Raw genomic sequence first — 7,301 nt, 5'->3', positions numbered from 1 at the left:
GGCATCGGTGACGCGTACGCCGTCGGGCCGGCATGGCCGTCATCACCAGCCGTCGGCTGGTCCTGCTCGGCGGACGCGGCCGGCGCGACTGGGCGTACGGCCGGATGACCGGCCTGGCCCACGACCCGGCGGCGCCGGTGACCCTGATCCAGGTGCTGGACCGGCGGCGTACCTCCGGATTGTTGCTGCCCACCGACGCGGCGGCGGACTTCCGGTTCAAGCTGACGCTGGCCTTCGCCGACGCGATCGAGCAGCGCGCTGCGGTCCTCGCCCAGCTCGACGAGCTGATCGCGGAGCACGACCAGCTCAAACCGTTCCGGCCAGCGGTGACCACGCCGGCGCAGGCCCGGCTCTCCTCGCTCGTTCCCGGTGGCCGTCGGACCATCGCGGTCGCCGCGGGCATCGCCCTACTGGTGCCGGCGGCGCTTCTCGACTCGAACCCGTCGGGCCCGACCCGCGGCGCGGAGGTCGCGGCGGCGGCCACTCCGGCGTCGACCCCCAGCGCGCTCCCCGCGCTGCTGCGCCCGGTGTCCCCGCCGCCCGCGCGCACCACCGCGCCGAAGCGGCCGTCGTCGCCGCGCCCGTCGTCCACCGCGACCGCCGGGCCGCGCTGCGGCGCGCCGGAAAATCCCCTGGGGTACGACTTCTGTGCCGGAACCCGGATCCGCCGGCCGGCCCCCGAGGTCTGCGACTGGTTCGACTGCGTGCCGCAGTTCTGGGCGGGCCGGGGCTATCTGGTGCAGTGCCGGGATGGCTCGGTCAGCCTGACCGGTGGCCGGGCGGGCGCGTGCGCCGAGCATCGAGGAGTCCGGCGGACCATCACTCAGTAACGTGATTTGGGGGTTATTGTCCGCTTCGGTCGGCCAGAATGATCGGGTGGAGATCCGGTCCGATGATGGTGCCCGGGTGCGGATCCGCCCGGTCGGCTACCAGCCTGGCATCGACCCGCCCGACGATCCCGAGCGGGCCGCGCCGGGATGGCAGGACTGGCTGCTCATCGAGGTGGACGCCCGCACCGCCGACGGCCAGACCTGGTCGCACCACTACCCGAGCCTGATGGTCGAGGAGGCCCGCGCGCTGGGCAGTTGGCTGCACGGTCAGGCGACGGCGGCCGGCGCGCCGAGCCCGCCGCCGGCGATGGTCCGCTTCACCGAGCCCAACCTGGCCCTGCGCACCCGGGCGATCCGCCGCCGCCGGCTGGAGTTGACCGTCGAGTTCTCCGCCGAGTCGCTGCCCCCGTGGATGCGCCGGCCGGCCAATGCCGTCTATCCGCTGGTCCTCACCGTCTCCGCGGATGCCCTCGCCGTCGCCGCCGACCAGTGGGCCGGGCACTGCGAGGCGTACCCGCCGCGTACCCGGTCGCGGTTTCCGGCCGACGGCCCACTGCTCGGCCCCCTGCCCCATCGGCGGCGCGCGGGCTGACTGGGGTACGGTGTTCCGCGTCAGCGACGAGAAGGAGGTGAGCCCCGTGAACACCAGTTGTCACGTCTGGGCGCCCTTCTCGTCCGTCCCCCTCAGCTGACGTCTTCGCGTCGGGGAGTGCGCCCTCCTTCATCGGAGGACACATGTCTGTTTCACCGTTCCGCATCGACGTCTCCGATGCGGTCCTCGACGACCTGCGGGCCCGACTGGCCCGTACCCGCTTCACCGACCGCAGCGGCGACCGACCGTGGCAGGGCGGCACCGATCCCGACTACCTGCGGGACCTGGTGTCCTACTGGCACGACGGGTTCGACTGGCGTGCCCGTCAGGCGGCGCTCAACGCGTACCCCCAGTATCTGGCGCTCGTCGGCGGCCGGAAGCTGCACTTCCTGCATGTCCGCGCGGCCCGCCCGGCCGGTACGCCCGCGCCGCCGCCGTTGCTCCTCAGCCACGGTTGGCCCAGCAGCTTCGTCGAGATGCTGCCCCTGGTCGACCGGCTGACCAGCCCTCTCGGTGGCGCGTTCGACGTGGTGGTGCCGTCACTGCCCGGCTTCGGCTACTCGGAGCTGCCCGACGTGCCGCTGACCCGGGCGGTCCTCGCCCGGACGCTGCACGAGTTGATGACCGACGTGCTCGGCTACGAGCGGTACGGCGCCTTCGGCGGCGACATCGGCGGTGTGGTCACCGGCTGGCTCGGTGCCCGGTATCCGGAGCAGGTGGCCGGCATCCACATGATCCATCCACCGTTCCCGGCCAGCTTCGACGACCGACCGCCCTCGGCGGCCGAGCGGGCGTTTCTGGACGCCGAGTCCACGTACGACGAGACCGACGGCGGCTACAGCGCCATCATGGGCACCCGGCCGGACACCCTCGCGGCGGCGCTGGCCGACTCCCCGGCCGGGCTGGCCGCCTGGCTCGTCGACAAGTACCGGGACTGGAGCGACAACCGCGGCGACCTGTCGAACAGTTTCGACACCGACACGCTGCTCACGATCATCACGCTCTACTGGGTGACTGGCACGATCGGCTCGTCGTTCCGGCAGTACGTCGACTTCGGCCACAACACGCCACGGCCCGACATCACCGTGCCCGCCGCGTTCACGGTGAGCACCGAACCCTCGCAGGCCAACTTCCCCCGGGAGATCGCCGAGCGGGCCTGCACCGACATCCGGCACTGGAGCGAACCCGGCCGAGGCGGGCACTTCATGCCGCTGGAGGAACCGGACCTGCTCGCCGCTGAGCTGAAGGACTTCTTCACCTCGCTGCGCTCGTAGGGCTGCCGCTGCCGTCCTGATCGGCGGCTGCTCCGGTTCTCGGCCGGAGCAGCCGTCGGCGCCCGTCAATTCTCTCCTTTCGGGCGCAACGGGAGACATCGATTCGACGAGCGTTGCCTGTCACGTACGTGAGCGGTTGTACCGCGTGTGACCGTGACCGCACTGCTGGCACCTCCCCCCTGGCGGCTCGCCTGGGCCGAGCGCGAGAACAAGCGGCGTCAGCGCGCGTACCGCGACGCCACCGCCGCCTGGCGTCGACGCGGGGACCACCTGGTCCGGCTACGGATCGAAGCCGCCGGGTTCCTCGGGTGTACGCAGCCACGCACCGGCCTCCCCGTCGACCTCGACGTCGACGAACTCGTCTTCCGGGTCGTACCCGTCGCAGAGCTGGTCGAGGCGGAGGCCCGGCACGTCGCCGGCCTGCCCACGCCCGGCGGCTGCGCCTTCACCGAGACACCCGACGCGGCCCTGCCGGCGGGCCTGCGGAGCGTCGACAGTGGCATGGCCGTCGTGACCAGCCACCGCGTGGCCTTCGCCGGCCGCGAGCACCGGCGCGAGTGGCGGTACGCGGACCTGCTCGGCGCCGATCACCACCCCGGCGTGCCCGTCACCCTGCTGCACGACGACGGCCGACTCTCCGGGCTGCTGGTCCCGGCCAGCACCGCCGTGAACGTCCGCTTCTATCTCACCCTGGCGGCTGCTTCGGCTGCCGGGGATCGTGCCGCCGTCACCGCGCAGCTCGACGCCCTGCTGGCCGCGCACCAGGCATCCCCGCCCGTGCCACTGCCGGCGGTCGGGCCGGCCGACGCGCCGCTGACGGCGGTACGCCCCGACCGCCGGGCGCTCGCCGTCGCCGCCGTCGCGGCTGTGGTGTTCGCGGCGCTGGGCCCCGGTGCCGTGGGACCGTCGCAGACCGGCCCCCTGCGGCGGGCGGAGGCGGCGACCATCGCGCCCATCGAGCCGGCCGTGCGGCACACCAGTGTGCTCGCCCCGCTACGGGCGCCCGCCGTCCTGGTGGCACCGCCGGCCCTGGTCCCGCCCGCCCGTCCGACCGAGCCGGCGCGGGCACCGGCGGCCGCCCCGTCCCGGCCCGCCGCGCCCGTCCCGTCCGCCGTTGTTGCTGCCGCTCCGGTCCCGACCACCGCCGCGGCGCCCTCCGCTGAGCCGGTGCCCTCCAGCGCTCCCACCCCGGCGGCCAGCGCGCCGCCGACGTCCGCTCCGACGCCGATGGCCCCGCCCACGGCAGCCCGGCCCGCCGAACCGTCCCCGTCACCCACCACGACGCCCGATCCCACGCTGTTGACGGTGTGCCTGGATCCGCTGATACCGGTGGTGGACCGCCTGCTCTGCCCGCCCGCCGGGCCGTGACCTCGGGCTGCTGCTGCGGTCGGGTCAGGTCGTGGCGCCGAAGTCGGGCAGGGTGAGCGAGCCGTCCGGGCCGAGCGTGAAGCCGGGGTTCCACGCGATCTCCCAGACGTGACCGTCCGGGTCGGCGAAGTAGCCGGCGTAGCCGCCGTAGAACGTCTCCCGCGCCGGCTGGGTCACCTCGGCGCCGGCCTCGCCCGCGGTGGCCATCACCTCGTCGACCTCAGCCCGTGAGCGAACGTTCTGGGCCAGGGTCATTCCGCCGAAGCCACCCGTGTCCGGGTTGGGGACGTCCGCGTCGGCGGCCAGCTTGTCGCGGCTCCACAGGACGAGGGCCAGGCCGCCGGCCTGAAAGAAGACCGTCCCTTCGACCTCCTGGCCGCGCCAGCCGAGGCGCTCGTAGAACGCCTTGGCGCGTGGCAGGTCCGAGACACCGAGGGTGATCAGGCTGATCCGCTGCTCCATCTTCGTAACCTAACGCGGGAGCCCTCGGCAGCCGGCCCCGACGTTGCCGGTAGACCAGAGCAATCCAATGTATCTACAATCATCGCTGTTAACGCTCACACTCGTCCCAGTGCTGAGGCAGTGACGCCGTGCCGATGTGACGATCGGCGCGCGCCGGGTGAACGCCCGGCAGCCGGCGGCTGCTCGGTCCGGCCGGCCCCGCTCCCAGACGGTTGCCGGCTGCCCGTGGCGGCCCCACCGGTCGGCCCATGCCCTCGGCCAGCTCGACCAACCCAGGGGAGATAGCTATGCGAACGAGGGCACGATGGCTCGCGACGCTCGCCGCGCTCGGTGTCGTGGTCGCTTCAGTGGTGACACCCACCGGGCCGGCCAACGCGGAATCCAACGGCGGGGTGCGGGTGATGCCGCTCGGCGACTCCATCACCGAGGGCACCCAGGTGCCCGGCGGGTACCGCATCGGGCTCTGGCAGCGTCTCGCCGCCGGTCGGTACACAGTGGACTTCGTCGGATCGCAGTTCAACGGGCCGGCCAGCCTCGGCGACCACGACCACCAGGGGCATCCCGGCTGGCGCATCGACCAGATCGACGCCAACATCGTCGGCTGGCTGAACACCCAACGACCGCAGACCGTCCTGCTGCACATCGGCACCAACGACATCCTGCAGAACTACAACGTGAGCACCGCGCCGAACCGGCTCTCCACGCTGATCGACCACATCACCAGCACCGTGCCCACCGCCGAGGTCTTCGTGGCGCAGCTCATTCCGCTCTCCAACAGCGGCCAGGATGCGGCCGCCCGCACCTTCAACGCGGCGATCCCCGGCATCGTGCAGAGCAAGGTGAACGCCGGCAAGCGGGTGCACCTGGTCGACATGCACAGCGCTCTGACCACCGCCGACCTGATCGACGGCGTCCACCCCACGGCCGGCGGCTACGACAAGATGGCCGCCCGCTGGTACAGCGCGTTGCAATCGGTCCCCGGCAGCATCGGCAACCCGAGCAGCGGCGGCGGACAGACCACCACGCTCGTGGGCACCCGGTCCGGCAGGTGCGTCGACGTCCCCGGCTCCACCACCACCAACGGCACCCAGGTGCAGTTGTGGGACTGCCACGGCGGCACCAACCAGCAGTGGACCTACACGTCCAGCAAGGCGCTGACCGTCTACGGCAACAAGTGCCTCGACGCCGCCGGCTACGGCACCTCCCCGGGCACCCAGGTCACCATCTACGACTGCCACGGCGGGACGAACCAGCAGTGGAACGTCAACGCGAACGGCACCATCACCGGAGTGCAGTCCGGCCTCTGCCTGGACCCGTACAACCAGGGCACCGCCAACGGCACGAAGCTCGTCCTCTGGACCTGCACCGGCCAGGCCAACCAGCAGTGGAGCCGTCGATGAAGCAGCCAACACGATGGCTGACGGCCGCGCTCGCGCTGGTCCTCGGCTTGGCGATGGCGACAGCGACACGGGACGCGGCCGCCGCGGACAGCCCGTACCAGCGAGGTCCGGATCCGACCCCGGCCAGCGTCGCCGCCACCCGCGGTCCGTTCGCCACGACACAGGCGACAGTGCCCGCCGGCAACGGCTTCAACGGTGGGTACGTCTACTACCCGACCGACACCAGCCTGGGCACCTGGGGTGCGGTAGCGATCGTTCCCGGCTACTCCGCCCTGTTCGCCAACGAGGAAGCCTGGATGGGCCCCTGGCTGGCGTCCTTCGGGTTCGTGGTGATCGGCATCGAAACCAACAGCCGCACCGACGGCGCCGACGCCCGCGCCACCCAGCTGCTCGCGGCACTGGACTACCTCACCCGCACCAGCCCGATCCGCAACCGGGTCGATCCCAACCGGCTGGGCGTCATGGGCCACTCGGCGGGCGGGGCCGGAACCCTCCTCGCCGCCCTCCGGCGGCCGACCCTGAAGACGGCGGTCGGCCTCGCGCCCGGCACGCCCGGCAACAACCTGAACATGTCCACCACCCAGGTCCCCACAATGCTCCTGTCGGGACAGAACGACGGCACGGTCACGCCCTCCTACGTGCAGGGCATCTACAACACCCTGCCCGCCGGCGTGGAACACGCCTGGGCGGAGTTGGCCGGCAACGACCACCTCTCGTTCACCAGGTCGAACCCGACCGAGATGCGACTCCTGATCCCCTGGCTCAAGACGTTCCTGGACAACGACACCCGCTACACCCAGTTCCTCTGCCCACTGGCCGACAGCACCGGCGTCTCGCGGTACAACGCCACCTGCCCCCTGGTTCCGCCGGACGGGCCGACGTCACCACCCACGACCACGCCGCCCACGTCCGTACCGCCCACCACTAGTGCGCCGACCACGCCGCCACCATCCGGCGCTGCCTGCACCGCGACGTACCGCACCGTCAACTCGTGGTCCGGCGGCTTCCAGGGTGAGGTGACCGTGACCGCCGGCACCGCCGCCATCAACGGGTGGACCGTCAGGTGGACGCTGAACAACGGCCAGAGCATCAACCAGGTCTGGAACGGCACCCTCAGCACCAGTGGCTCAACGGCGACCGTAGGGAACGTCTCCTACAACGGCTCGCTCGCCGCCGGTGCCACGACGAGCTTCGGCTTCCTCGGCTCCGGTAACCCGGCCGCCGCATCACCGACCTGCACAAGTCCGTAACCAGCCCGAGGGCGTGAACGCCACGCCCCCGTCGTCGTTGGCGGTCCGGCGCGGGCGGCGTGTCGCGCCCGAGGGGGTCCTGTCGTTGCGGGCGATATACCTGTGAGTCATATCTATGACTCACA

Annotated in this window: 6 protein-coding genes and 1 pseudogene; 6 read left to right on the top strand and 1 reads right to left on the bottom strand. The window is 71.9% G+C overall.

Going from position 1 to position 7,301, the window contains the following annotated elements:
* Window positions 1-29: 29 nt before the first annotated feature.
* From AB0J68_RS22765 to AB0J68_RS22750, 4 genes and pseudogenes are all read left to right on the top strand, one after another.
* Window positions 30-830: pseudogene (locus AB0J68_RS22765) on the top strand (hypothetical protein); the annotation flags it as partial.
* 46 nt (window positions 831-876) lie between these two features.
* On the top strand, window positions 877-1,422 hold the full coding sequence (locus AB0J68_RS22760) for a hypothetical protein (protein WP_363940410.1): 546 nt from the start codon (window positions 877-879) through the stop codon (window positions 1,420-1,422).
* A gap of 143 nt (window positions 1,423-1,565) precedes the next feature.
* Window positions 1,566-2,696 (top strand): epoxide hydrolase family protein, encoded by a 1,131-nt coding sequence (locus tag AB0J68_RS22755; RefSeq protein ID WP_363940409.1) that lies wholly within the window; start codon window positions 1,566-1,568, stop codon window positions 2,694-2,696.
* A gap of 153 nt (window positions 2,697-2,849) precedes the next feature.
* A complete protein-coding gene (locus AB0J68_RS22750; protein WP_363940408.1) occupies window positions 2,850-4,064 on the top strand; it encodes a hypothetical protein in 1,215 nt (404 codons plus the stop codon).
* A 24-nt stretch (window positions 4,065-4,088) separates the two neighbouring features.
* On the opposite strand, the gene AB0J68_RS22745 is transcribed toward AB0J68_RS22750, so the two are convergent.
* Window positions 4,089-4,526, bottom strand: a complete 438-nt coding sequence (locus tag AB0J68_RS22745) for a VOC family protein (RefSeq protein ID WP_363940407.1) — start codon at window positions 4,524-4,526, stop codon at window positions 4,089-4,091.
* Window positions 4,527-4,813: 287 nt separating this feature from the next.
* Here AB0J68_RS22745 and AB0J68_RS22740 point away from each other — a divergent pair, with 287 nt between their 5' ends.
* Together AB0J68_RS22740 and AB0J68_RS22735 are read left to right on the top strand one after the other, a co-directional pair.
* Window positions 4,814-5,926 carry a ricin-type beta-trefoil lectin domain protein gene (locus tag AB0J68_RS22740; protein WP_363940406.1) on the top strand — a complete coding sequence of 371 codons (1,113 nt, stop codon included), beginning with the start codon at window positions 4,814-4,816 and terminating at the stop codon, window positions 5,924-5,926.
* Window positions 5,923-7,176, top strand: coding sequence for a cellulose binding domain-containing protein (locus tag AB0J68_RS22735; protein WP_363940405.1), 1,254 nt, complete (start codon window positions 5,923-5,925; stop codon window positions 7,174-7,176). Before AB0J68_RS22740 ends, AB0J68_RS22735 begins: the two co-directional genes overlap by 4 nt.
* The last annotated feature ends 125 nt before the right edge of the window (window positions 7,177-7,301 follow it).

The organism is Micromonospora sp. NPDC049580, from assembly GCF_040675595.1.
Classification (GTDB): Bacteria; Actinomycetota; Actinomycetes; order Mycobacteriales; family Micromonosporaceae; genus Micromonospora.
Note: the sequence above shows the minus strand (reverse complement) of the source record. Positions and strands in the feature narration are given on the sequence as shown.

What these genes read in the sequence shown, in the direction of transcription:
- AB0J68_RS22740 (WP_363940406.1), top strand. Translation starts at nt 4,814, where the DNA reads ATGCGAACGAGGGCACGATGGCTCGCGACGCTCGCCGCGCTCGGTGTC.
- AB0J68_RS22755 (WP_363940409.1), top strand. Translation starts at nt 1,566, where the DNA reads ATGTCTGTTTCACCGTTCCGCATCGACGTCTCCGATGCGGTCCTCGAC.
- AB0J68_RS22745 (WP_363940407.1), bottom strand. Translation starts at nt 4,526, where the DNA reads ATGGAGCAGCGGATCAGCCTGATCACCCTCGGTGTCTCGGACCTGCCA.
- AB0J68_RS22735 (WP_363940405.1), top strand. Translation starts at nt 5,923, where the DNA reads ATGAAGCAGCCAACACGATGGCTGACGGCCGCGCTCGCGCTGGTCCTC.